The organism is Streptomyces sp. NPDC054796 (assembly GCF_053611545.1).
Window position 1 is genome coordinate 17,492 of record NZ_JBSHAO010000066.1, and the last position, 24,201, is coordinate 41,692.

22 protein-coding genes are annotated in these 24,201 nt (G+C 71.2%); 7 read left to right on the top strand and 15 right to left on the bottom strand.

Annotated features, from left to right (window positions below):
• Positions 1–68 precede the first annotated feature (68 nt).
• From mmsB to ACWGJ2_RS34930, 7 genes are all read right to left on the bottom strand, one after another.
• Positions 69–1,313 (bottom strand): multiple monosaccharide ABC transporter permease, encoded by a 1,245-nt coding sequence (gene mmsB, locus ACWGJ2_RS34900; protein ID WP_453350363.1) that lies wholly within the window; start codon positions 1,311–1,313, stop codon positions 69–71.
• Positions 1,314–1,322: 9 nt separating this feature from the next.
• Positions 1,323–2,906 (bottom strand): multiple monosaccharide ABC transporter ATP-binding protein, encoded by a 1,584-nt coding sequence (gene mmsA / locus ACWGJ2_RS34905; protein WP_453350364.1) that lies wholly within the window; start codon positions 2,904–2,906, stop codon positions 1,323–1,325.
• Complete coding sequence (chvE, locus tag ACWGJ2_RS34910) at positions 2,903–4,087, bottom strand: multiple monosaccharide ABC transporter substrate-binding protein (RefSeq protein WP_453350365.1); 1,185 nt, start codon at positions 4,085–4,087, stop codon at positions 2,903–2,905. Before chvE ends, mmsA begins: the two co-directional genes overlap by 4 nt.
• 4 nt (positions 4,088–4,091) lie before the next feature.
• Positions 4,092–5,069, bottom strand: a complete 978-nt coding sequence (locus ACWGJ2_RS34915) for a hypothetical protein (protein WP_453350366.1) — start codon at positions 5,067–5,069, stop codon at positions 4,092–4,094.
• 223 nt (positions 5,070–5,292) lie between these two features.
• Entirely contained in the window at positions 5,293–6,285 is a 993-nt protein-coding gene (locus ACWGJ2_RS34920) for a zinc-dependent alcohol dehydrogenase (protein WP_453350382.1), read from the bottom strand.
• A gap of 173 nt (positions 6,286–6,458) precedes the next feature.
• The gene (locus ACWGJ2_RS34925) at positions 6,459–7,619 is read right to left on the bottom strand and encodes a mandelate racemase/muconate lactonizing enzyme family protein (protein ID WP_453350367.1); all 1,161 of its coding nucleotides are present in this window, start codon (positions 7,617–7,619) and stop codon (positions 6,459–6,461) included.
• A gap of 503 nt (positions 7,620–8,122) precedes the next feature.
• Positions 8,123–9,070 (bottom strand): SGNH/GDSL hydrolase family protein, encoded by a 948-nt coding sequence (locus ACWGJ2_RS34930; RefSeq protein WP_453350368.1) that lies wholly within the window; start codon positions 9,068–9,070, stop codon positions 8,123–8,125.
• A 318-nt stretch (positions 9,071–9,388) separates the two neighbouring features.
• Between ACWGJ2_RS34930 and ACWGJ2_RS34935 the strand changes: the two genes are divergently transcribed.
• Positions 9,389–9,883, top strand: a complete 495-nt coding sequence (locus ACWGJ2_RS34935) for a DUF3145 domain-containing protein (RefSeq protein ID WP_453350369.1) — start codon at positions 9,389–9,391, stop codon at positions 9,881–9,883.
• Between the two features lie 89 nt (positions 9,884–9,972).
• Positions 9,973–10,857: an NAD(P)-dependent oxidoreductase gene (locus ACWGJ2_RS34940; RefSeq protein WP_453350370.1), complete on the top strand. Its 885-nt coding sequence runs from the start codon at positions 9,973–9,975 to the stop codon at positions 10,855–10,857.
• A 146-nt stretch (positions 10,858–11,003) separates the two neighbouring features.
• On the opposite strand, the gene fabF is transcribed toward ACWGJ2_RS34940, so the two are convergent.
• From fabF to ACWGJ2_RS34965, 5 genes are all read right to left on the bottom strand, one after another.
• Positions 11,004–12,266: a beta-ketoacyl-ACP synthase II gene (gene fabF, locus ACWGJ2_RS34945; protein ID WP_453350371.1), complete on the bottom strand. Its 1,263-nt coding sequence runs from the start codon at positions 12,264–12,266 to the stop codon at positions 11,004–11,006.
• 81 nt (positions 12,267–12,347) lie between these two features.
• Positions 12,348–12,596, bottom strand: a complete 249-nt coding sequence (locus ACWGJ2_RS34950; protein ID WP_453350372.1) for an acyl carrier protein — start codon at positions 12,594–12,596, stop codon at positions 12,348–12,350.
• 75 nt (positions 12,597–12,671) lie between these two features.
• Positions 12,672–13,682, bottom strand: a complete 1,011-nt coding sequence (locus ACWGJ2_RS34955) for a beta-ketoacyl-ACP synthase 3 (protein ID WP_453350373.1) — start codon at positions 13,680–13,682, stop codon at positions 12,672–12,674.
• A gap of 21 nt (positions 13,683–13,703) precedes the next feature.
• Positions 13,704–14,636, bottom strand: a complete 933-nt coding sequence (locus ACWGJ2_RS34960; protein WP_453350374.1) for an ACP S-malonyltransferase — start codon at positions 14,634–14,636, stop codon at positions 13,704–13,706.
• 100 nt (positions 14,637–14,736) lie between these two features.
• Positions 14,737–15,867 (bottom strand): PucR family transcriptional regulator, encoded by a 1,131-nt coding sequence (locus ACWGJ2_RS34965; RefSeq protein WP_453350383.1) that lies wholly within the window; start codon positions 15,865–15,867, stop codon positions 14,737–14,739.
• A 448-nt stretch (positions 15,868–16,315) separates the two neighbouring features.
• Between ACWGJ2_RS34965 and ACWGJ2_RS34970 the strand changes: the two genes are divergently transcribed.
• Positions 16,316–17,560, top strand: coding sequence for an RNA-guided endonuclease InsQ/TnpB family protein (locus ACWGJ2_RS34970; RefSeq protein ID WP_453350375.1), 1,245 nt, complete (start codon positions 16,316–16,318; stop codon positions 17,558–17,560).
• 27 nt (positions 17,561–17,587) lie between these two features.
• Positions 17,588–18,262 carry a pirin family protein gene (locus ACWGJ2_RS34975; RefSeq protein WP_453350384.1) on the top strand — a complete coding sequence of 225 codons (675 nt, stop codon included), beginning with the start codon at positions 17,588–17,590 and terminating at the stop codon, positions 18,260–18,262.
• 153 nt (positions 18,263–18,415) lie between these two features.
• Here the strand turns inward: ACWGJ2_RS34975 and ACWGJ2_RS34980 are convergent, their stop codons facing one another.
• Positions 18,416–19,228 (bottom strand): serine hydrolase domain-containing protein, encoded by an 813-nt coding sequence (locus ACWGJ2_RS34980; RefSeq protein ID WP_453350376.1) that lies wholly within the window; start codon positions 19,226–19,228, stop codon positions 18,416–18,418.
• An 89-nt stretch (positions 19,229–19,317) separates the two neighbouring features.
• Here ACWGJ2_RS34980 and ACWGJ2_RS34985 point away from each other — a divergent pair, with 89 nt between their 5' ends.
• Positions 19,318–19,812, top strand: coding sequence for a MerR family transcriptional regulator (locus tag ACWGJ2_RS34985; RefSeq protein WP_453350385.1), 495 nt, complete (start codon positions 19,318–19,320; stop codon positions 19,810–19,812).
• Positions 19,813–19,918: 106 nt separating this feature from the next.
• Here the strand turns inward: ACWGJ2_RS34985 and ACWGJ2_RS34990 are convergent, their stop codons facing one another.
• Positions 19,919–21,229, bottom strand: a complete 1,311-nt coding sequence (locus ACWGJ2_RS34990; protein WP_453350377.1) for an acyltransferase family protein — start codon at positions 21,227–21,229, stop codon at positions 19,919–19,921.
• Positions 21,219–22,526, bottom strand: a complete 1,308-nt coding sequence (locus tag ACWGJ2_RS34995; protein ID WP_453350378.1) for an alpha/beta hydrolase — start codon at positions 22,524–22,526, stop codon at positions 21,219–21,221. Before ACWGJ2_RS34995 ends, ACWGJ2_RS34990 begins: the two co-directional genes overlap by 11 nt.
• Positions 22,527–22,900: 374 nt before the next feature.
• Between ACWGJ2_RS34995 and ACWGJ2_RS35000 the strand changes: the two genes are divergently transcribed.
• Both ACWGJ2_RS35000 and ACWGJ2_RS35005 read left to right on the top strand, forming a co-directional pair.
• On the top strand, positions 22,901–23,650 hold the full coding sequence (locus tag ACWGJ2_RS35000; protein ID WP_453350379.1) for an SDR family oxidoreductase: 750 nt from the start codon (positions 22,901–22,903) through the stop codon (positions 23,648–23,650).
• Between the two features lie 93 nt (positions 23,651–23,743).
• Positions 23,744–24,058: a nuclear transport factor 2 family protein gene (locus tag ACWGJ2_RS35005; RefSeq protein WP_453350380.1), complete on the top strand. Its 315-nt coding sequence runs from the start codon at positions 23,744–23,746 to the stop codon at positions 24,056–24,058.
• Positions 24,059–24,201: the final 143 nt, after the last annotated feature.

Here is a 24,201-nt window from a genome sequence, read left to right on the forward strand (position 1 = left end):
CTTCGCTACGGGGGTGCGGCCCGTGATCCGGGCCGCACCCCGCCTGGGCTCAGGTCAGGAACCGGCCGTCAGGAACCGACCTTCCGCTTGTTCCAGACGTCGAAGCCCACCGCGGCCAGCAGCACCAGCCCCTTGATGACCTGCTGGTAGTCCGTGCCGATGCCGACCAGCGACATGCCGTTGTTCAGCACGCCGAGGACGAGCCCGCCGATGACCGCGCCGAGTACCGTGCCGACGCCGCCGCTCATCGAGGCGCCGCCGATGAACGCCGCCGCGATGGCCTCCAGCTCGAAGTTGATGCCCGCCTGCGGTGTGCCCGCGTTCAGCCGTGCCGCGTACACACAGCCCGCGAGGGCCGCCAGTACGCCCATGTTGACGAAGACCAGGAAGGTGACCCGCTTGTCCCGCACGCCCGAGAGCTTGGCCGCCGCCTTGTTGCCGCCCAGCGCGTACACATGGCGGCCGATGACCGCGTTGCGCATCACGAAGCCCATGCCGATCAGCAGCGCGCACATGATCAGCAGCACGACGGGGACGCCGTGGTAGCTGGCCAGCGTCAGGGTGAAGGCCACCACGGCCGCGACGATCGCCGCGCACTTGATGACCCACAGCTTGAACGGCAGCACGTCCAGCTCGTAGGCGAGCTGCCGGCGCCGGTCGCGCCACTCCTGGAAGAGGACGAAGGCGATCACGACGAGGCCGATCAGCAGCGTCGGGTTGTGGTACTGCGTGTACGGGCCCATCTCAGGGATGAAGCCCTGGGCGATGTCCTGGAAGCTCTTGGGGAAGGGCGCGACGGACTGGCCCTCCAGCAGGATCTGCGTCGCGCCGCGGAAGAGGAGCATGCCCGCCAGCGTCACGATGAAGGACGGGATGCCGACGTACGCGATCCAGAACCCCTGCCAGGCACCGGCCGCCGCGCCGATCAGCAGCGAGACCACCAGGGCCAGCACCCACGGCATGTCGTGCTTGACCATCATCACGGCGGCTGCCGCGCCCACGAAGGCGGCCAGCGAGCCGACGGACAGGTCGATGTGCCCGGCGATGATGACGATCATCATGCCCATGGCGAGGATCAGGATGTAGCTGTTCTGCTGGACGATGTTGGAGACGTTGTTCGGCAGCAGCAGCGCGCCGTCGGTCCATATCTGGAACAGCACGACGATGAGCGCGAGTGCGACGAGCATGCCGTACTGGCGCATGTTGTTCCGCACGGTCCGCAGCAGCAGCGAACCCGCGCTCTCTCTGTCCCCGCTACCGGGGTTCGGGCCCCCGGGCGTCTGCTCCGGCTTCTCGGAGGTCACGGTCGTCATGGGTCGGCCTCAGCTCTTGTCGCTCGTCGTGCCCGGTTCCGGCTTGTCCTTGGTCATCAGGCGCATCAGCACTTCCTGCGAGGCGTCCTCGCGGGAGACCTCGCCCGTCAGCCGTCCCGCCGCCATCGTGTAGACGCGGTCGCACATCCCCAGCAGCTCCGGCAGCTCCGAGGAGATGAAGACGACCGCCTTGCCCTGCGCGGCGAGCTGGTCGACGACCGTGTAGATCTCGAACTTCGCGCCGACGTCGATGCCCCGCGTCGGCTCGTCCAGGATCAGCACCTCGGGATCGGCGTGGATCCACTTGCTGAGGACGACCTTCTGCTGGTTGCCGCCGCTCAGCCGCTGGACCTGCTCGTGGACGGTGGGCGCCTTGATGTTCATCGAGCGCCGGTAGCGCTCGGAGACCCGCCGCTCCTCGTGGTCGTCCACCACGCCGCGCCGGGTGAGCCCGCGCAGGGAGGCGAGCGAGATGTTGCGGTTGATGTCGTCGATGAGGTTGAGGCCGTAGGTCTTGCGGTCCTCGGTGACGTACGCGATGCCGTGCGCCACCGCCTCCGGCACCGTACGGGTCGAGACTTCGCGCCCGTCGACGTGCACCGTCCCGCCCGCGTACTGGCCGTAGCTGCGCCCGAAGACGCTCATCGCCAGCTCGGTGCGGCCCGCGCCCATCAGCCCCGCGATGCCCACGATCTCCCCGCGCCGCACCTCCAGGGACACGTCGTCCACGACCTTGCGCTGGTGGTCGATGGGATGGTGGACCGTCCAGCCGGACACGGACAGCGCCGTGCGCCCGGCGTCCTCGCCCTCGTAGCGGGTGCGCTCGGGGAAGCGGTGGTCCAGGTCGCGGCCGACCATGCCGCGGATGATGCGGTCCTCGGAGACCTCGGCCTCCGCTTCCTCGGTCTCGCGCACCGTCAGGGTCTCGATGGTCCGCCCGTCGCGCAGGATGGTGACGGAGTCGGCGACCTGCCGGATCTCGTTGAGCTTGTGCGAGATGACGATGCAGGAGATGCCCTGCGCGCGCAGCTCCAGGATGAGATCGAGGAGCTTGCGGCTGTCCTCGTCGTTGAGCGCCGCCGTCGGCTCGTCAAGGATGAGCAGCTTCACCTCCTTCGAGAGCGCCTTGGCGATCTCGACCAGCTGCTGCTTGCCCACGCCGATGTCCGCGACGCGGGTCTGCGGCTTGTCGGGCAGCCCGATCCGCTTCAGCAGCTTGTCGGCGTGCCGGAGGGTCTCGTTCCAGCTGATGACACCCCGGGTGGCGTGCTCGTTGCCCAGGAAGATGTTCTCCGCGATGGACAGATAGGGGACGAGGGCCAGCTCCTGGTGGATGATGACGATGCCGTGCCGCTCGCTGGCCCGGATGTCCTTGAAGGCGACCGGCTCCCCCTCGAAGAGGATCTCGCCCTCGTACGTCCCGTGCGGGTGCACCCCGCTGAGGACCTTCATCAGCGTGGACTTGCCCGCGCCGTTCTCCCCGCAGACGGCGTGGATCTCGCCCTTCCCGACGGTCAGGTTGACGTCCGAGAGCGCCTTGACCCCGGGGAACGTCTTGGTGATGCCCCGCATCTCCAGTACGGGCCGCCTCACTTGAGCTGCCCCGCCTTGTAGTAGCCGTCCTCCACGAGACGGTCGGTGTTGGTCTTGTCGATGCTGACGGGCTTGAGGAGGTAGGCGGGCACGACCTTCTTGCCGTTGTCGTAGGTCTTGGTGTCGTTGACCTCGGGCTTCTTGCCGGTCAGCACGGCGTCGCCCATGTCCACGGCCTGCTGGGCGAGCTTGCGGGTGTCCTTGTAGACGGTCTGCGTCTGCTGGTCCTTGAGGATCGACTTGATGGAGGCCAGCTCCGCGTCCTGCCCGGTGACGACGGGGAACGGCTGGTCGCCCGAGCCGTAGCCCGCGCTCTTGAGGGCCGAGATGACGCCGATGGAGATCCCGTCGTACGGCGAGAGGACCGCGTCCACGTCCTCGGAGCCGTAGTTCTTGCTGAGCAGGTCGTCCATCCGCTTCTGCGCGGTGCCGCCGTCCCAGCGCAGGGTCGTCGTCTGGTTCATCTTCGTCTGCTTGCTGAGGACGTTGAGCTGCCCCTTCTTCATGTACGGGCGCAGCACCTTCATCGCGCCGTCCCAGAAGAACTTGGTGTTGTTGTCGTCGGGCGACCCGGCGAACAGCTCGACGTTGAACTCCTCGTCCTTGTTCGACTCCTCGTCCAGCTTGAGCTTGTCGACGATGTACTGCCCTTGCAGCTCGCCGACGCGCTCGTTGTCGAAGGACGCGTAGTAGTCGATGTTGGGCGTGCCGAGGATGAGGCGGTCGTAGGAGATGACGGGGATGTCCGCCTCCTTGGCGCGACGGAGCACGTCCGTCAGCGCCGACCCGTCGATGGCGGCGATGACCAGGAGCCGGTGGCCCTTGGCGATCATGTTCTCCAGCTGCGCGACCTGGTTCTCCACCTTGTCGTCGCCGTACTGGAGGTCGGCCTCGTAACCCGCCGCCTCGAACTGCTTGGCCATGTTCTTGCCGTCGGCTATCCACCGCTCGGAGGACTTGGTGGGCATGGCCAGGCCGATGGTGCCGCCCTTGCCCGTCTTCTCCGACTTGTAGCGGCTGCCGCCCTTCGCCTCCTGGCCGCAGGCCGCGAGCGACGCGACGAGCAGCCCGGCGACGGCGACGGCGGCGACCGGGGCCGTACGGGTACGGGTACGAGTACGGGCGCCGGTACGGGCGCGGGAGCGGGAGCGTCCTGGGGTGGTACGTGTGCGGGTGCCCATGTCGTCAGTTCCTCTCGGGGAGCGGGAAGCGCCGCAGCTCGCCAGGGAGCCGCGAACCCAGCGGCGACATCCCGCCGTCGGCGCCGAGCCTGGCCAGCAGATCGAGCGCGAGCCTGCCCCTGCGCACGCGTTCGCGGGCCGAGTCGAGGGTGACGTCGCGCAGGTGGGCGCCGTAGGGGTAGATGCCGGGGGCCTTGCTGAGGCCGAACTTGAGGTAGATGGGGGCACCGCGCCGGATCAGCTCGGACGCCTCGTACATCCGCACATAGCCGCCGAGGTCGTCGGGCGCCTCCAGATAGAAGTCCATCGGTGCCCTGCTGACCCGGCGGATCTCCGTGAGGTGCTGGAGCGTCAGGTCCGAGGGGATGTTGATGGAGTCCGCGCCCAGGCCCTCGTGGACGCTGAACGCGGTCGGGTTGACGGGGCCGATCAGCGCCGACACCTTCAGCGTGGTGTCGGCGGGCAGCAGGCCCCGCTCGCGCATCTGGTGCAGCGTCCACAGCACGCCCTCGTCGGCCACCAGCAGGCAGCGCACGCCGAGTTCCGTGGCGCGCAGCGCGTCCTCGACGCAGCCCGCGACGGCGTCGTGCCCACGGGCGCGCAGGCCGCCGCCGCGCGAGTCGCTGCGGGTCGCGGCGCCGATGTCCCAGGTGCCGCGCGGGCCCGTGAACAGGCACAGCTCGATGTCGCGCTGCGCGCAGGCGTCGACCATCTCGGAGATCTCGGCGTCGGTCAGCATCCACACGCCGCTGCCCTGGCTGATGCGGTGGACCGGCACGTCGAGGGAGGCCGCCTCCTTGAGCACGGTGGCCAGCGCCTCCGGGCCCTCGCAGGACGGGATCTCGGTGCGCCAGGTGCCGCCGTCGGGGAAGGCGTGCGGGGAGGCGTCGGCGGGCTCGGGCCCGGGCGCCGCGACGCCGAGTGCGGCGAGCGCGGCGGCGCCGGGCTGACGGGGGCCGGGGCCGGAGGGGGCGGTGGTCACAGTGCTCCTGAGAGGTTGTTCGGAGGCGCGGCACCCGGAAGGGCCGCGCGTCATGACTGTTCGGTACTTCGGACGCTATTCGGTTGAGGGTTCCGTTCCGGTTCCGGTCCCGCCGCTGCGGGGCCGGAACGAGGCGGTGCGGACGGGCGGCGCCCCGGGTCCGGGAGGAGGGGCCCGGAACCGGAGGGCCCGGAACCGGACGGGCCCGGGGCGCCGTGGTCCGTCAGGGCCGCAGCAGGACCTTCCCGACGCCGGGATCCCCGCTGCCCACCAGCCCGATCGCTTCGGCGAACCGGGTCAGCGGCAGCTCGTGCGTGATCAGCGGTGCCGGATCGATGACCCCCGCGTCGAAGGCCCGCACGGCGTGCGACCAGGCCGACGACGGGGCGCCGAAGACCGAGCGCACCGTGAGCTGGCTGACGGCGAGATGCACGGGATCGATGCCCCGAGCGCCCGGCTCGAACATCCCCGTGAGCACGACCCGGCCGCCGCGCCGCGCCAGCAGGCACGCGTCGTCCGCGGTGCTGGGCGCGCCCGCCGTCTCCACGACGAGGTCGTAGCGCCCCGCCTCCCCGGCCGCCTCCGTGGGGGTCACCGCTCGCGTCGCGCCCATGCCGAGCCCCTGCTCGGCCCGCCGCACCCGTGGGTCGACGGCCACCAGTTCGCCCGGCGAGTACGCCGCCAGCATCTGCACCGCCAGCAGCCCCAGCGTCCCCGCGCCCACCACCGCCACGCGGTCGCCGGGCAGCGGCCCGCCCGCGAGCACCGCTGCGGCGACCACGGCCGCCGGCTCCAGCAGGGCCGCCGCGCTCAGATCGGCGTCGTCGGACAGCGGGTGCAGCAGCCTGGCCGGGATCACCAGCGCGTCGGCGAAGGCGCCGGGGCGGGTGAAGCCGGTCTCGTCGTAGCCGCTCTCGCACAGGCTCGTCTCGCCCTCGCGGCAGCGCCCGCAGCGCAGACAGGCACGGAAGCCCTCCGCGACGGTCTTGCGCCCGACGAGCGCCGGGTCCACGCCCTCGCCGACCGCGTCCACGGTCCCCGCCCACTCGTGCCCGGGGGTGACGGGATAGCGGACATAACCCGCCGCCCTGGTGCCGTCGTACACCTCGCGGTCGCTGGCGCAGATGCCCGCCGCGTGCACGGCGATCCGCACCTCGCCGGGGCCTGGGGAGGGGCGTGGCCCGCTCACCAGCCGGTGGGTGCCCGGCTTGTCGATGACGAGAGCGCGCGCGCCGTCCGGGCGCTGTGCGTCGGGTTCGTGCGCGTGGGGTTCGTGCGTGCCGGGTTCGTGCGCGTCGGCCGAAGTCGTCTCCACCGGTGCTCCCTTCGCCGGGCGGGCCTCCTGGCCCGCCGGTCCGAAGGACCGTACGGGCCCGAGCGCCGTTTCCCTCACCGCTCGCCGCCCTTGGGGTCCCGCTTCTCCCAGCCCTCGGCCCACAGATCGAACCGGGCCTGCTGCTGGGGGAATTCTGCCGCCGCTTCGGTATCCAGTTCGACCCCGAGACCCGGGGCATCGGACAGTTCGAAGTAGCCGTCGACGACCTGCGGGGCTCCCTTGACGACCTTCTTGATCTCCGCGTCGGCGAAGTCGTTGAAGTGCTCCAGGATCTTGAAGTTGGGCGTACAGCCCGCGACCTGGAGCGATGCGGCGGTGAGGACCGGGCCGCCGACGTTGTGCGGGGCGATCAGCGTGTAGTGGGTCTCGGCCGTCGCGGCCAGCTTGCGGGTCTCCAGGATGCCGCCGATGTGGCCGACGTCGGGCTGGATGATGTCGGCCGCCTGCGACTCGAACAGCTCGCGGAACTCGATGCGGTCGTGGATGCGTTCGCCGGTGGCCACCGGCAGGTCCACCTTCTCGGCGACCTTGGCCAGCGCCTTGAGGTTCTCCGGCGGCACCGGCTCCTCCAGCCAGGCCGGGCGGAACGGCGCCATCTCCTTGGCGAGCCGCACGGCTGTGGACGGGCTGAAGCGCCCGTGCATCTCCAGCATCAGCTCGGTACCGGGGCCGATCGCGTCCCTTACGGCCTCGATCAGGGACACCGCGTAGCCGGTCTGCTCGTGGTCCAGCTCGAAGTGCCCGGTGCCGAAGGGGTCGATCTTCAGCGCGCGGTAACCGCGCTCCACCACGGCGGTGGCGGCCTTGTGGTAGGCGTCCGGCGTGCGTTCCGTGGTGTACCAGCCGTTCGCGTACGCCTTGACCCTGTCGGTCACCTTGCCGCCGAGAAGCTGCCAGACCGGCACGCCCAGTGCCTTGCCCTTGATGTCCCAGCAGGCCATCTCCACGCACGCGATGCCGGACATCACGATCTCGCCCGCGCGCCCGTAGTCGCCGTACTTCATGCGGCGCACCAGGTCCTCGACAGCGAACGGGTCGGACCCGGCGATGTGGTTGGCCTCGGCCTCCCGCAGATAGCCCACCAGCGCGTCGGTGTGCCCGAGCATCCGGGTCTCGCCCACCCCCGTGAGCCCCTCGTCCGTGTGCACCTGTACGTAGGTCAGGTTGCGCCATGGTGTCCCGACGACGTGGGTACTGATTCCGGTGATGCGCACGGCAGTTGACCCCTTACGATGTTCGATATTTCGTCACACGTTCGAAATGCTGGCGTGAATCTATTGAGCGCGCGCGAGCCGCGTCAATGGGTTGTGTGGGGGGTCTTTCGCGGTTCCCCTTCGCGGGGTGCGGAAGGAAACGGGGGGTTGCCCCTGCACGGGGGTGTCGCGCGGGACGGTCGGCCCGGGGAGTGGGGACCGTAGGTCCCGCGCTGGGGCGTGCCGCCGCACGGCATGGAGTCGGCCTCAGCGGATCCGGAGTGGCAGTGGGCCACCGGGGGCACGGCACCGGACACCCAAGAGCACGCGCCCCACACGGCCACGGGCGCAAGCCAAGAACCACGCGGCGCAAGCCGCATCGCACCGCAACCACACGCCGCGCCGTAGCCATACAGCCGCACCCGGAAACGAAGCCGCGAGGCCACCGCACCCCCAGAGGAGACGCGCACCCTGTGGGGCGGTCAACGTCGCACCCCGTGAAGGGGGGCATAGCGGTGAAGGGGTTAGCCCTCGTTGGGGGCGACTATCTCGCGGTAGGCGAGTTCGGCGAGTTTGCGCTGGCCCTGTTTGCTGGGGTGGAACCAGTCCCAGTCGCTCAGCTCCGTCTCGGTGAAGCGGTACGAGAAGACGGCGCCCCCGTCATAGCGGCAGCGCAGATCCTCGGCGCACTCCTGTTCCAGTACGCGGTTGTACGCCACCACCCGTTCGTACACCTCCTGGCGCCGCTCCTCGGCCGCCTCGGTCACCGACTTCGCGTCCCGCAGCATCGACTGGCAGATCCCCAGCCGCCAGATCCGCTCGCCCATCGGGTTGGCCCGGCCCTCGGACCACAGCCGTTTGAGGTCCGGCACGCTGGCCACGTAGACCTGCGTCTTCGGGCTCTCCTTCCGCAGGGTGCGCATCGCCTCGCGGAAGCTCTCGCGGTAGTCGTCGACGGAGGTCATGCGGGCCACCGTCGGCTGGCAGGCGTCGTTCGCGCCGCTCATCACCGTCACCATGTCGGGCTCGCGCCCGGCGGCGCGCTTCATCTGGCGCGGCAGGTCGGCCATGACGGAGCCGCTGCGCGCGTAGTTCCAGCTGTCGCCGGAGGGGTCGTCCAGCAGGCGGCCCGCCAGGCTGTCCACCCCGGTGTCCGAACCGGTGGCCCAGGAGACCCTGGTGCAGTCGGCGAGCAGCGAACAGGCGTCGAAGCCGCGTGTGATGGAGTCGCCGACGGCCGCGAGGGATTCGGGGTGCCGGTCCCAGACGGGGGTGGGGGAGGGCGAGGCGGACGGCTGTCTGCCGCCGGGGCCCTGCCGGGTCTCCTGGCCGCCGCCGTCCCCGGCGCCACCGAAGGCGGCGAGCGCGATCCCTCCGGCCAGCACGGCGGCGAAGGCGCCGAGTGCGACGGCCCGCACGCGACGGCGGCGGCCCGCCCCTGTGCCCGTGCCGACCGGATGGCTGTCCCGCATGCGCGTCCCCGTCTCTCCCTGTCCGACCGGCTCCCCGGCGTCCATCCGACGGTACGTCACTCGTGGTGCGGTCCCGCAGGGTAGTTTTGCCCCGTGGCCTGTGGGGTGAGGGAGCGCACAGCGACAACTAAATATTACATCGCGTCACTTCATGTCCCTTTCGGGGAGAATTGATCGCAATGGTGTTTACTATTCGTAACCTCGGGCGCTGGTAGGGAGTGGCCGATGGTGCAGAATGTCAGGCGCCGATCCGGCGCGTGACCAGCAGGTCATCGAGGCCGTCGGCGAGGCGGCCCTCGAACCGCACTGGAGGTCCCGGTGACGACACGTGGAGTTCTGTACGTGCACTCCGCGCCCCGCGCGCTGTGCCCGCACGTCGAATGGGCCGTGGCGGGTGTCCTCGGCGCCCGGGTCAATCTCGACTGGATCAGACAGCCCGCCTCACCCGGCACCTGGCGCGCCGAGTTCTCCTGGCAGGGCGATCCCGGCACCGCCTCCAAGCTGGCCTCGGCGCTGCGCGGCTGGCACCTCCTGCGCTTCGAAGTCACCGCGGAGCCCTGCCCCACGGCCGAGGGCGAGCGCTACAGCTCCACGCCCGAGCTGGGCATCTTCCACGCCGTCACCGGCATGCACGGCGACATCCTCATCCCCGAGGACAGACTGCGTGCGGCGCTGGCCCGCTCCAAGCGCGGAGAAGGCGATCTGGAGGCCGAGCTGTCCCGGCTGCTCGGCAAGCCCTGGGACGACGAGCTGGAGCCCTTCCGCTACGCCGGAGAGGGCGCCCCCGTCCGCTGGCTGCACCAGGTGGTCTGACCGCGCACCCTCCCCGGGGAGCACCCGGTACGGCCCAACGCACGGCGCCGCACCCACACCGCGCGCGTGTCAGGGCATAGCGTGCACGCATGGCTGACCGAACCTCAGTAGCAGTGCTGGGCACAGGAATCATGGGGGCCGCGATGGCCCGCAACCTCTGCCGCGCAGGACTCGACGTCCGCGCCTGGAACCGCACCCGCGCCAAGGCCCGGCCCCTGGCCGACGACGGAGTACGCGTCACCGACACCCCGGCGGAGGCGGTGGACGGCGCCGACGTGGTGCTCACCATGCTCTACGACGGGCCCGCCACCCTGGAGACCATGCGCGCCGCCGAGCCGGGGCTGGGCCGCGACACGGTGTGGCTCCAGTGCACGACGGCGGGCACCGAAGGGCTGCCGCCGCTGGCGGAGTTCGCCGTCGAGCGGGGGATCACCTTCGTGGACGCGCCCGTGCTGGGCACCCGGCAGCCCGCGGAGACGGGGCAGCTCCTGGTCCTCGCGGCCGGTCCAGAGCGGGCGCGGGCACGGCTGGACCCGGTGCTGGACGCGGTCGCCGCGCGCACGGTCTGGGTGGCGGGGGAGCCGGGTGCCGCGACCCGGCTGAAGCTGGTCTGCAACAGCTGGGTGCTGACCGTCACCCACGGCACGGCCGAGGCGCTGGCGCTGGCCGACGGGCTCGGGGTCGATCCGCAGAGCTTCCTGGAGGCCATCGCGGGCGGCCCGCTGGACATGGGCTATCTCCAGCTCAAGGCCGCCGCCATCCGCTCCCGCGACTTCACCCCGAGCTTCGCCGTGGAGACGGCCGAGAAGGACGCGCGGCTCATCGTCGAGGCGGGAGGGGACGTCGGCGTCAGGCTGGACGTCATGGAAGCGGGTGCCGAGCGCTTCCGTCGCGCCGCCGAACAGGGCCACGGCGAAGCGGACATGGCCGCCTCGTACTACGCGAGTTTCGCGGACGGCCGCGCCCCGAAGTGAGCCCCCGAGCATGAGTAAGGGGCGGCCTCCAAGGAGACCGCCCCTTACCCGTATGGCGCGGGCGCCGGGCCCACCGGTGGTGTCCGGCGGGCCCGGCTACCGGCTCACACCCTCACCGCCCGGATGCTGCTCAGCAGCTCAGCAGCTCAGACCGAGCGGAAGGCCAGGACGACGTTGTGGCCGCCGAAGCCGAAGGAGTTGTTCAGCGCCGCGATCCTGCCCTCGGGCAGGGACCGCGCCTCGCCCGTCACCACGTCGGCGTCCGCCTCCGGGTCCAGGTTCTGGACGTTGATCGTCGGCGGGGCCACGCGGTCGCGCAACGCCAGGATCGAGGCCACCGTCTCGACACCGCCGGCGCCGCCGAGCAGATGCCCGGTCATCGACTTGGTGCCGGAGACCGCCATGTGGTCGACGTCGTCGCCGAAGACCTTGCGCAGCGCCTTCAGCTCGGCGATGTCACCCTGCGGCGTGGAGGTGGCGTGCGCGTTGATGTGCACGATCTCCGAGGGCTTCAGATCGTTGCGCTCCACCAGGTTCTGGAGGGCCAGCGCGATGCCGTTGCCGCTGGGCTCCGGCTGCGTGATGTGGTGGCTGTCCGCCGAGATGCCCTGGCCGACGGCCTCCGCGTAGATCTTCGCGCCGCGCCGCTTGGCGTGCTCCTCGGACTCCAGCACGATCACGCCCGCGCCCTCGCCGAGGACGAAGCCGTTGCGGTCGACGTCGTACGGGCGGGAGGCGCCCTGCGGGTCGTCGTTGTTCTTGGACATCGCCATCATGTTGCCGAAGGCGGCGATGGGCAGCGGGTGGATGGCCGCTTCCGTGCCGCCCGCCACGACGATGTCGGCCCGGCCTGTACGGATCATCTCGACCGCGTAGCCGATGGCCTCGGAGCCGGAGGCGCAGGCGCTGACCGGTGTGTGCACACCGGCGCGCGCGTTGACCTCCAGACCGACGTTGGCGCTGGGGCTGTTGGGCATCAGCATCGGCACGGTGTGCGGGGAGACGCGGCGTACGCCCTTCTCCTTGAGCACGTCGTACTGGTCGAGCAGCGTGGTCACGCCGCCGATGCCCGACGCGATGACCGAGCCGAGGCGGTCGGGGGACACCGAGGCGTCCTCGCCCGCCTTGGCCGTGAAGCCCGCGTCCGCCCACGCCTCGCGGGCGGCGATCAGCGCGAACTGGGCCGAGCGGTCGAGCTTGCGTGCCTGCGGCCTCGGGATGATCTCACCGGGGTCCACCGCCGCCTCGGCGGCGATGCGGACCGGCAGCTCGGCCGCCCATTCCTGTTCGAGAAGGTGTACACCGGAGCGCCCGGCGACGAGACCTTCCCAGGTCGATGCGCTGTCGCCACCCAGCGGTGTGGTTGCGCCGATACCGGTGACGACCACGGTGTGATGGGTCGCGTTCACTGGATTCCTGTCTCCACTGGTAGAGGGTGAGCATTTGAGCCACCTCGGAAGCGGGTGGCGACAAACGCGTCGTCGGACGGGTCAGTCCTGGTGCTTGAGGATGTACTCGGTCGCGTCGCCGACGGTCTTGAGGTTCTTGACGTCGTCGTCCGGGATCTTCACGCCGAAGCGCTCCTCGGCGGCGACGACGACCTCGACCATGGACAGCGAGTCGACGTCCAGGTCGTCGGTGAAGGACTTCTCGGTCTTCACGTCCTCGGTGGGGATACCGGCGATCTCGTTCACGATCTCAGCGAGACCGGCGACGATCTCTTCCTGCGTGGCGGCCATTGCGGCGCTCCTTCGGTGTGTTGCGGTGGGTGTCTGGGCGTCCGTACGCCTTTGTACGGACTGCGGGGATCTTGACTAAGGGAGGGTAACGACCGTAGCCGCGTACACGAGACCCGCCCCGAATCCGATGACGAGCGCGGTGTCGCCGCTCTTCGCCTGCCCGGTCGCCAGCAGCCGCTCCATGGCGAGCGGGATGGAGGCGGCCGAGGTGTTGCCGGTGGTCTCCACGTCACGGGCGACCATGACGTGCTCCGGCAGCTTGAGAGTCTTCACCATCGAGTCGATGATCCGCATGTTGGCCTGGTGCGGGATGAAGACGTCCAGGTCAGCGGGCGAGATCCCGGCGGCGTCCAGGGCCTCCTGGGCCACCTTCGCCATCTCGAAGACCGCCCAGCGGAAGACCGTCTGGCCCTCCTGCCGGATGGCAGGGAACTTCTCGACGGAGGCCGGATCCTGGCGGTACGCCTCCCAGGACACGGTCTGGCTGATGACGTCGGACTTGTCGCCCTCGGAGCCCCACACGGTGGGGCCCATGGCGGGCTCCTCCGAGGGGCCGACGATGACCGCGCCGGCGCCGTCCCCGAACAGGAACGCGGTGGAGCGGTCGGTCAGGTCGGTCAGGTCGGACAGCCGCTCGGCGCCGACCACGAGGACGTACTCGGCGCTGCCCTCGGTGATCAGACCCTTCGCGATGGTCAGGCCGTAGCCGAAGCCCGCGCAGCCCGCGTTGATGTCGAACGCGGCGGCCTTGCCCGCGCCCATCCGGTCGGCGATCTCCGTCGCGACGGCGGGCGTCTGCTTGAAGTGCGAGACGGTCGAGATGATGACCGCGCCCACCTGGTCGGGCGAGATCCCGGCGTCGGCGACGGCCTTGCCCGCCGCCTCCAGGGTCATCTCCGCCACGGTCTCCTCGGGGCCTGCCCAGTGGCGGGTCGCGATGCCGGAGCGGGAGCGGATCCACTCGTCGGACGAGTCGATGTGCTTCAGGATCTCCTCGTTCGGCACGACACGGGTCGGGCGGTAGCCGCCGACACCGAGAACGCGCGCGTACGGGGAGCCCTTCGCTGGCTTGATCTTCGCGGTCATGCTCTCCGGGCTCCTAGGGGCTCAGGCGGTCGGCGCGTGCTCGGCGATGAGCGCGCGGGCCGCTTCGAGGTCGTCGGGGGACTTCAGCGCGAGGGTCTGCACGCCGGGCAGGCCGCGCTTGGCGAGCCCGGTGAGGGTGCCGCCGGGGCAGACCTCGATGAGGGCGGTGACGCCCAGTTCCTTGAAGGTCTCCATGCACAGGTCCCACCGCACGGAGGCGGAGATCTGGTTGACCAGCCGCCGCACGACCTCGTCACCCGAGCCGACGGCCTGGCCGTCGAGGTTGGAGACGTAGCGCACGGCCGGGTCGGAGGCGGTGACGTCCTTGACCGCGGACTCCAGGGTGGCGACCGCGGGGGCCATGTGACGGGTGTGGAAGGCGCCCGCCACCTTCAGCGGGATGACGCGGGCCTTCTCGGGCTTGTCCTCCGCGAGGGCCGCCAGCTCCTCCGCGGTACCGGCGGCGACGATCTGGCCGCCGCCGTTCACGTTGGCCGCGGTGAGGCCGAGCTTCTCCAGGTGCGCGGTGACCTGCTCGGGGTCCCCGCCGAGCACGGCGGACATCCCGGTCTCGGTCACGGCGGCGGCCTCTGCCATGGCCCGGCCGCGGGTGCGGACGAGCGACATGGCGTCGCCGGGGGACAGCACACCTGCGATCGCGGCGGCGGCCAGCTCACCGACGCTGTGCCCCGCCGTGGCGCCCAGCACCCGCGCGGGGTCCTGGCCGTCCAGCAGGACCTCGGTCGAGATCAGGCTGGAGGCGACGAGCAGCGGCTGGGCCACGGCCGTGTCGCGGATCGCGTCCGCGTCGGCCTCGGTGCCGTAGTGCACCAGGTCCAGGTCGATGGCGGCCGACCACTCCGCGAGCCGGTCACCGACACCGGGGAGGTCGAGCCAGGGGTTCAGGAGGCCAGGCTTCTGAGCGCCTTGGCCGGGAGCGACGAGTACGAGCACTCTTTCACTCTCTCTTGTGGACAGCGGTCCCCGCCCGTGGGGACCGATACGAAGAACCGTCAGGGGAATTGTGAACCCTCGACAAAGGGCGCGTCCGAGCCTAGGGCTGGCTCTCGAAGTCGGCGAGACGCCCCAGGATCAGCGCGATACGCAGCGTGAAGGCGGACCGGACGTCCGAGGGCGACCAGCCGGTGACATCCGTCACACGTCGCAGCCGGTAGCGGACGGTGTTGGGGTGCACGAACAGCATCCGGGCGGCGCCCTCCAGGCTGCTCGCCTGCTCCAGGTAGACGCTCAGCGTCTCCAGCAGCGCCGAGCCCGCCTCCTCCAGCGGTCTGTAGATCTCCTCCACCAAGAGGTCCCGCGCGGCCGGGTCGCCCGCCATCGCGCGCTCCGGCAGCAGATCGTCGGCGAGTACGGGCCGGGGCGCGTCGGGCCAGGCGGCCGAGGCCCGCAGCCCCGCCGCGGCGGCCTGCGCCGAGCGCGTCGCCGACAGCAGGTCGCCCACCACGGGCCCCGCCACGACGGGACCCGGCGCGAACGGCCCGATCAGGGACTTCGCGGAGCGCAGCGGGTCGTCGGAGCCGCCCGCGATGACCACCAGCCGGTTCCCGAGCACCCCCGTGAGGACCTGGAGCTTGGCGTGCCGGGCCGCGCGCCTGATGGCCTCGACGGTCAGTTCGCTGTCCCCGTCGGGCGCGGTGCCCAGGACCACCGCCACGTGCTCGGGCGAGTTCCAGCCGAGCGCGGCGGCCCGGGAGACGGCGCCCTCGTCGGCCTCGCCCGAGAGCACGGCGTTGACCACCAGGGACTCAAGACGCGCGTCCCAGGCGCCCCGCGCCTCAGCGGCCTGCGCATACACCTGCGCGGTGGCGAAGGCGATCTCCCGCGCGTAGACGAGCAGCGCCTCGCGCAGCACCGACTCGTCACCAGGCGCCGCGACCTCGTCGATCTCGGCCTCGACGACCTCGATGGTGGTGCGCACCATCTCCACGGTCTGCCGCAGCGTGATCGCCCGCGTCAGCTCGCGCGGCGCCGTGCCGAACACGTCGGTGCTGATGGCCTGCGGCGTCTCCGGGTGCCGGAACCACTCGGTGAAGGCCGCGATGCCCGCCTGCGCGACGAGCCCGATCCAGGAGCGGTTCTCCGGGGGCATCGCGCGGTACCACGGCAACTGCTCGTCCATGCGCGCGATGGCCGAAGCGGCGAGCTTCCCGGAGGACTGCTCCAGCCTCCGGAGCGTGGCCGTGTGCGGGTGCTCCGGCGTTTCCTGCCGCCGCTTTCGCGGGTCCGGCTGCGGGCTGGGGGAGGGCTCTGTGGGTTCGGGCACGTGACAAGCCTGCCTTATCGGATGGCGTAAGCGGGTGCGGGGGCCGTCTCCGGACAACCTGGGCGGATTACCGGGGCTCTTGCAGAAGGCCCCGGCGTTCACGCCGGGGGTGAATGCATCTCAAGACTGCTCTGAAGTGCACCTTAGAGGGGACGTTCTTGCTGCTTGCCGCGCTGACGGGTGATCGCCAACGGTGCTCCGCCGCATGATGCGGAGAGTGGGAGGACAGGTGCCTGTGGTGAGGGGCATGGTTGATCACTGAGTGCGCATACATCGCCGAAACCACGTATCTGCCGCGCTTGTGGGGGGTTTATGCGTCTATGGCGTGACGGTGAGTAGGGTCGGGCTTGTGCAGCTTCGTTACAACTACCGGGTCTACTCGGATGCCGCCCAGTGCCGTGCGCTGGCCAGAGCGTTCGGGTGTGCGCGTGTGGTGTGGAACGACTGCCTGCGTGACCGGAGGGAAGCGCACGCGGCAGGACTGCCGTATGTCACGTCGGCTGAGTTGTCGCGGCTGCGTATCACCCAGGCCAAGCGCACCGAGGAGCGTGCCTGGCTCGCTGAGGTGTCGGCGGTCGTCCTGCAACAGTCCCTGCGGGATTTGGATGTGGCCTTCAAGAGCTTCTTCGACTCGCTGAAGGGTAAGCGGTCCGGTCGCAAGGTGGGGCCGCCCCGGTACAAGTCGAAGAGGGACACCCGGCAGTCGGTCCGCCTCAACGCCAACGCCTTCTCCCTCCCCGGCGACGGCAGGGTGTATGTGGCCAAGGTCGGCCATCTCAAGATCAGGTGGTCGCGTCGGCTTCCGGCGGCCCCGACTTCTGTGACCGTCACCAGGGACGGCGCGGGCCGGTACTTCCTCAGTTTCGTCGTGGAGACCGAGCCGGACATCCTCCCCGAGGTGGAAGCGGAGGCCGGTATCGACCTGGGTCTGTCCGTCTTCGCGGTCCTGTCCGACGGCTCCAGGATCGCCAGCCCGCGTTTCCTGCGCCGGGCGGAGAAGAAGCTCAAGCGCCTTCAGCGGGAGCTGTCCCGCAAGGCCAAGGGATCGAAGAACCGGGCCAAGGCCCGGATCAAGGTCGCGCGCCAGCATGCCCGGGTGGTGGACCGGCGCCGGGACTGGCACCACAAGGCTTCCACACGGATCATCCGCGAGAACCAAGCGGTGTATGTGGAAGACCTCGCGGTGGCCGGCCTCGCCCGTACCCGGCTGGGCAAGTCCGTGCACGACGCGGGGTGGTCCGCGTTCACTGGGATGCTGGAGTACAAGGCGGTCAAGCACGGGCGCGCCTTCGCCAGGGTGGACCGTGCTTTCCCGTCCTCGCAGGTCTGCTCGGTCTGCGGAGTGCGGGACGGCCCCAAGCCCCTGCATGTGCGGGAGTGGACGTGCGGCGTGTGTGGCACGGTGCATGAGCGTGACCACAACGCGGCCCGCAATGTCCTCTTCGAGGGACGCCGTATCGTCGCCGCCGGACGGGCGGAGACGCTAAACGCCTGTGGAGCGCCGGTAAGACGGGCACCCGTGCCCGCACAGCGCGGTGAAGCAGGAAGCCCCCGGAAGGGCCACACGACCCAGGCCGGAAGCCCTGGACTTTAGACCAGGGAGCACGTCAACGTGGTGCCCATGCTTCAGGTGTGGCGGGCTGACGACCGGTATCGGGGCGGCGAAGCGGACGCCGGGATCGATACCCGGCACGCGTTCTCCTTCTCGGGCTTCTACGACCCGGACAACGTGAACTTCGGCCTCCTCGTGGCCTGCAACGAGGAACGCCTCGCGGTAGGGGCGGGCTTCGAGGAGCATCCGCACCGCGACGTCGAGATCGTCACATGGGTGGCCGAGGGCGAGCTGGAGCACCGCGACTCGGCGGGCCACACCTCCCTCGTGCGCTCCGGTGACGTGCAGCGGCTCAGCGCGGGCAGCGGAGTGCGCCACGTGGAGCGCAACGCGGGCGAGGGGCCGCTGCGCTTCGTACAGATGTGGCTCGTCCCCGGGGCCTTCGGCACGGAGCCCGAGTACGAGGTCGTCCACGGCATCGCCGACAACACCCCCTTCGCGCTGCCCCGTACGGAGGCGGTGCTGCATGTGCGGCGGCTCGCCGAGGGGGAGCGCACGGCGGTGCCGGACGCGCAGTGGGTGTACGCGCACGTGGTGCGGGGGCGCGTGGTGCTCGACGGGCACGAGCTGGCCGGGGGCGACGCGGCGCGGATCACGGAGGCGGCGGAGCTGGAGGCGGCGGCGCTGGGCGGCCCGGCGGAGCTGCTGCTGTGGGAGATGCACGCGGAGCCCTCGTACGGGTGAGGGGGCGCGGGCGGCTTGCAGGGCGGGCGGTTCACGGGACGGCACCGTCCACAGGCCGCCCCGTCCGCCGGGCCGGGCCCGGGGTCCCGCGTCCAGTGGCCCCGCGTCCAGTGACCCCGCGTCGGCGGATTCCGGGCGCGGGCGCCCCGTGCCTCAGCGCAGCTCCGCCAGCACCGCGTCCGTGAGGGGCGGCCACACCTCCGTCGCCCACGGGCCGAAGGCGCGGTCCGTGAGGGCCACGCACGCGGCGCCCGCTTCCGGGTCCACCCACAGGAACGTGCCCGACTGCCCGAAGTGCCCGAAGGTGCGCGGCGAGGACGAGGCGCCCGTCCAGTGCGGGGACTTGCCGTCGCGGATCTCGAAGCCCAGGCCCCAGTCGTTGGGCGACTGGTTCCCGTAGCCGGGCAGCACGCCCTTCAGGCCGGGGAAGACGACGGAGGTGGCCTCGTCCAGCGTCGTACGGGCCACGAGGCGCGGTGCCTGGAGTTCGGCGGCGAACCGCGTCAGGTCCCCGACCGTCGAGACGGCGTCCTTCGCGGGCGAGCCGGGCAGGTCCGTCGCGGTCATGCCGAGCGGCTCGAAGACCGCCTCGCGCACGTACTGCGGGAAGGGGATCTCGGTGGCCTTGGCGAGGTGGTCGCCGAGCGCCTCGAAGCCCGCGTTGGAGTAGATGCGGCGGGTGCCGGGCGCGGCCATGGGCCGGTCCTCGTCGAACGCGAGGCCCGAGGTGTGGGCGAGCAGATGGCGGACGGTCGAGCCCTCGGGCCCTGCGGGCTCGTCCAGCTCGACGGCACCCTCCTCGACGGCGACGAGCACGGCGTAGGCGGCGAGCGGTTTGGTGACGGAGGCGAGGTCGAAGCGCCGTCCGGCCGGTCCCTGCGTCCCCGCGACGGTGCCGTCCGCGCGTACGACGGCCGCCGCCGCGTTGTCCACGGGCCAGTTCTCGATCATCCGCAGGCTGTCCATGGCCCCGAGCCTAACCCCGGGAGAATTGGCCCCGGTTTTGCGCTTGCTTGGAGTGCGCTCGAAGTCCGTAGCGTTCACTTGTGAGCGTGATGGAGACGAAGGCGGCGACGGAGACGGCAGCGGAGACGAAGACGGCGACGGAGACGGCGGACGCGGGTGCGGCGCGGGAGACCGTGTCCCCGAGGCCCGGAGGGCAGGACAGGTACACCATCAGCGAGGTCGCGGCGCGCACGGGCCTGAGCGCCCACACGCTGCGCTGGTACGAGCGGATCGGGCTGATGCCGCACGTGGACAGGTCGCACACCGGGCAGCGCCGGTTCACCGACAAGGACCTCGACTGGCTCGAACTGGTCGGCAAGCTGCGCCTGACGGGCATGCCCGTGGCCGACATGGTGCGCTACGCCGAGCTGGTGCGGGAGGGCGAGCGGACGTTCGCCGAGCGGGAGCGGCTGCTGGTGCGTACACGGGTGGACGTGCGGGAGCGGATCGCCGAACTCCAGGAGACCCTGGCGGTCCTGGACCACAAGATCGGCGTCTACGCGGAAGCGCGCGAGGCGTCGGAGAGGGCCCAGAACCCCGGATGAGCTGTATGAGCACGAACACCGGGAAGATCGCGGACACGGCTCGGCGAGGTCGGCCCGGCGCACGGGGCGACACCGGGGCAGGGCCGCTCCGGGCCGGTCCAGGTGCTCACACGACCGCGAAGGCGTAGAGCGCGAAGGCCGCCGCGAGCAGCGCGGCCACGGCCTTCCGCGCGCCCGTGACGCCCTTCCAGGGCGCCTCGAAGCGCCGGGTGACGCTGCCGATCGCCACCAGCGCCAGGGCGAAGACCGGCATCCAGGCCAGCCGCGCCAGCACCCAGCCCAGCGAGTCCGGCGCGGTCGTCAGCCCCGCGAAGGTGCCGGCGAAGGCGCTGGGCACGGCCGCGGCCAGCATCGCCGACTGGTGCCAGCAGAAGATCGTCATCGCCGAGAGGTTGATCAGCACCACCGGCGCCCACAGCGCCGGCCGGCGCAGCAGCGCCCCCAGGCGGTCGCGCAGCAGGACGGCGGCCCCGCACTGCACACCGGCGAGCGCCAGCACCAGCAGGGACGGCGGGTGCGAGTTCGTACGGGCCTCACCGGGGACGCCGACCATCGACGCCGGATAGTGGAAGACGAGCAGCAGCACCGCGAACAGCGCGGCCCCGCCGCCCAGGAGCAGGACGCCGCCGCGCCGGGCGAGTCTGCCCTCGCCCCAGGAGACGCCGAGCTGGTACGCGAACAGCCAGCCAGGCAGCAGGTTGGCCATGCCCACCCAGGAGGGCACGGCCTCGGCCCAGGGCCCGTAGCGCAGCACGTCCACGACGGCGACGGCGGCCAGCAGCGGCGCCGCGGCCCAGGCGCCCAGGCGCTCGGTGGCGCGCACGCAGTACGGGGTCAGCGCGGTGACGCCCGCGTACACGCCGACGAACCACAGCGGCTGCACCACCAGCACAGCGGCCGTGCGCAGCGTGCCGCCCGGCACCCCGGCCGCCCACAGCAGCGGCAACAGCGCCGCCCACACGGCCGTCACCCCCAGCACGGGGCGGCCGAGCCGCAACAGCCGGGCGCGCAGCCAGGCGCCCGTGGTCTCGCCGCGCGCCGTGGAGCGGCGCAGCGAGAGGACCGAGGAGTAGCCGCCGACCAGGAAGAAGATCCCGAGGAGCTGGAGCACCCAGCTCAGCGGCGCGAGGAAGCCGAGGGAGGCGAGAGGGCTGGCGTTGTGCAGCGCGCCGTCGCCGTCGCGCGTGAAGCCGCCCAGCAACCAGTGCCCCGTCGGCACGGCGAGCAGCGCGAGGGCACGCAGCCCGTCGATGGCGCGGTCGCGGTGCGCGGGGGTGCGGGCTTCTATGGAGCGCACGGCACCGCGTACGGAGCCGCGTGGACCGCGCGGGGGTCTGACGGGGACGGGAGTGGGAGTGGGAGTGGGGGCTGGGGCAGAGGTAGAGGCGGGGGCGGGAAGGCGCAGGTCAGACGCCATGGGTGCACTCCTTCGACGAGCAGTGGACGTCGCCCCAGGCACCGAGCGTGATGGCGGCGAAGTTGGTGAGTGAGCGGGTGCCGGGGACGAGGTAGCCCGCGTGGCCCTCGGCGCTCCCCGCGCTGACGACACGGGCGCCGAACTCCGGCGAGGCGGGGTCGCTGCCGTGGCCCAGGCCCAGGAACTCGACGTTCGGCACGCGGCCGATCCAGTCCCCCCGGTCGCGCGCCGCCCAGACGGGCACGGACGTGCCCAGCGCCTCGACGGACCCCGCGTGCATGCCGGGCGAGCCGAACACCACGAGCCCGGCGGCCTCCTGCCGCGTCAGGCCCTTCGGGCTCTGCTGGCCCTTCCGGTTCTTCCCGCCCGTCGAACCGTCCCCGTCGCGGGCCGCCTCGCCGCAGACGACCGAGCCGTAGCTGTGGCAGAGCACGGTCGGCGCCGGTGCGCCCGTCGCGGCCAGCCCGCGCAGGAAGCGCGCCAGCCGGGGCGCGCCCGCTTCGGCGAGCCGGGAGGTGGCCGCGTCGGGGCCGATCCCGACGGGCGTGGTGTAGCCGACCCAGGCGATCACCGCGGTCGGCGTGCCGGGCGACTGCCGCGCCATCCGCTCCCGGAGGGAGCGCGCCATTCCGGCGGGCTTCCCGTAGCGGTTCTCGCCGCCCCCGTCGAAGGTCGCGAGGTCGATGTCGGAGCCGGGGACGACGACGGCGGTGCGCCGCGCGGACGCCAGATCGCCGTACACCTCGGCCACTTGGCCCCTGCCGCGCGGGTCGAAGGCGAGGATCTGCCGCCCCGGTGCCAGGAGTTCCGCGTAGCGGTCGGCCTCGGCACGGGCCCGCTGGTGGTCCTGGAGGGTGAGCCCGGGCTCGGTGGCGCGCGCCTTCGCGCCCTCCCACGTGCTCTTGAGGGCCCGCCGGTTGGCCTCGTAGCGCAGCTCCACCGGGGCGCCGTCCAGGTTGCCGACGGTGAGGGGGTGACGTCGGACGAGCGCTTCGCGCCGCGCGGGGCCGAGACCCGCGAAGAAGCCGGCGACCTCGTCAGCGGGCGCGGTGGCCGGGTCGGGCAGCGCGCGGCCCAGCGAGGTGTCGGCGCGCCAGGCCGCGGCACCGGGCGGTGGCCCCGTGACGGCGGTCTCCTCAGAGCCGACGGCCCAGCCAGCGGTTCCCCCGATCGCGGCCGTGACCAGCGCGACGGCGATGAGCGTGCGCCTCAGCCGCTGCCCCGGCCGTCGCTGCGGCCGTTGCCCCGGCCGTCGCTGTGCGCTGTGTTTTGCGTTGCGGTTCGCGCTGCGCTTCATGACGGTTCTCCCTCCTGCGGCTGCCGGAGGGCCCGGCCGCCTGCCGGAGAGGAGATTGCGGGTGCGACGTGCCCCGGTACGTCACACCGGGGAGCCAACTCGTGGGGGATACCGGGGTACGGGGTGGCGCGCGCCGCCCTCCTCGGGGAGGAGCGGCGGGCCCGAGGCCGGGAAGGGGGTCAACCCCCGACCGGCCTCGAAGGCCAGGCGGGAGTCAGCCGCTCTCCGGCGCACCAGTCCGCTGACTGGGGTACCGACGATGTTTGTGGGGTGTCCCGAAACTTCTGTTACCTGATGCCCGGAATGTCCGCCTAGACTCGCCCGTAGTACGTGATCAAGCTGCTCGCCAGCAAGGACGTGAGGGAGTGCGGAGCATGACGGAGAACACGCTGCGGGACAAGGTCGCCGTCGTCGGCGGTGGCGAGAAGAACCTGGGCGGACTGATCAGCAGGACATTCGCGGAGGCCGGGGCGAAGGTGGTCGTGCACTTTCACAGCTCCGAGAGCGACGCCGAGCAGACGGTGAAGGCGATCCAGGAGGCCGGAGGACAGGCCGTCTCCGTCCAGGGGGACCTGACGAAGGTCGCCGACGTACGGCGGCTCTTCGACACGGCGGTGGACACCTACGGCGGCGCCGACATCGCGGTCAACACCACCGGGATGGTGCTGCGCAAGCCGATCCTGGAGACCACCGAGGAAGAGTACGACCGCATGTTCGGCATCAACGCCAAGGCGGCGTACTTCTTCATCCAGGAGGCCGGGCGCCGGCTGAACGACCACGGCAAGATCATCAGCCTGGGCACGTCGCTGCTGGCCGCCTTCACCGACGGCTACTCCACCTACGCCGGAGGCAAGGCGCCGCTGGAGCACTTCACCCGGGCGGCGGCCAAGGAGTTCGCTGACCGCGGGATCTCCGTGAACACGGTAGCTCCGGGGCCGATGGACACGCCGTTCTTCTACCCGCAGGAGACCCCGGAGCGGGTGGAGTTCCACAAGTCGCAGGCGATGGGCAACCAGCTCACCCACATCGAGGACATCGTCCCGATCATCAGGTTCCTGGCCACCGAAGGATGGTGGTTCACCGGTCAGACGATGTTCCCCAATGGCGGCTACACCACCCGCTGATCCCGTGGTCTCCCGGCGGGTGCACCGGCCGGCTCCCGGCACGGCCGGCTCCCGCCTGCATCGGCGCCCTGCGCGTAACACCAGGAGGTACTGATGACCGCATATCCGAGTGACCCCGCGGTGGCCGCCTTCGTCACCGCCGTCAACGCCGGCGACAAAGACGCCTTCTTCGCCACGCTGACTGATGACGCCACCATGTCCGACGACGGCACCGACCGTGACCTTGCCGCCTGGGCGGAGCGCGAGATCTTCTCCTCGGACGGCCGCATGGACATCGAGGACGTCTCGGCCGACGGCCAGACCCTGACGGTCATGTACACCAACTCCACCTGGGGCAGTATGCGCACGCGGTGGAGCTTCACCGTCACCGACGGCCGCATCAGCCGCTTCGAAACGAGCCAAGCCTGAAGAGGCCCTTCTTGTCCACCATGCTGGGTTCGGTGTGCCGATGAGATCACCCGCATGGCGGCATGTGGCGCCCCCCCGGCCCGGTCACCGCCGGGGGGGGGGCCCATCCGGCGGTACCCGGGGGCAGGGGAAAATAAGACACC